General features: G+C 57.9%; 2 pseudogenes. Both read left to right on the top strand.

Going from position 1 to position 266, the window contains the following annotated elements:
- A pseudogene (locus LD028_RS09065) lies at positions 1-168 on the top strand (thiazole synthase); the annotation flags it as partial.
- A pseudogene (locus LD028_RS09070) lies at positions 165-266 on the top strand (thiamine biosynthesis protein MoeB); the annotation flags it as partial. The pseudogenes LD028_RS09065 and LD028_RS09070, both read left to right, overlap by 4 nt.

Below are 266 nucleotides of genomic sequence, written 5' to 3' on the forward strand. Positions count from 1 at the left end.
GGGGTGCTCTTGAACACCGCTGTTTCCGGCGCGGCCGATCCAGTGAAAATGGCGAAAGCGATGAAGCTGGCGGTGGAAGCGGGCCGGCTCGGCTATGAAGCCGGACGCATCCCGAAAAAACGGTACGCGTCAGCGAGCAGTCCAACGGAAGGAATGAGTGTTGTTTGAACGAACGGTATTCCCGGCAGCAACTATTTGCACCGATTGGCGAGGAAGGGCAAAAGAAAATACGGGGAAAGCATGTCGTGTTAGTCGGCGCCGGAGCG

Source organism: Anoxybacillus sp. LAT27 (assembly GCF_022030075.1).
In the GTDB taxonomy this organism is placed as follows: domain Bacteria; phylum Bacillota; class Bacilli; order Bacillales; family Anoxybacillaceae; genus Anoxybacillus; species Anoxybacillus kestanbolensis.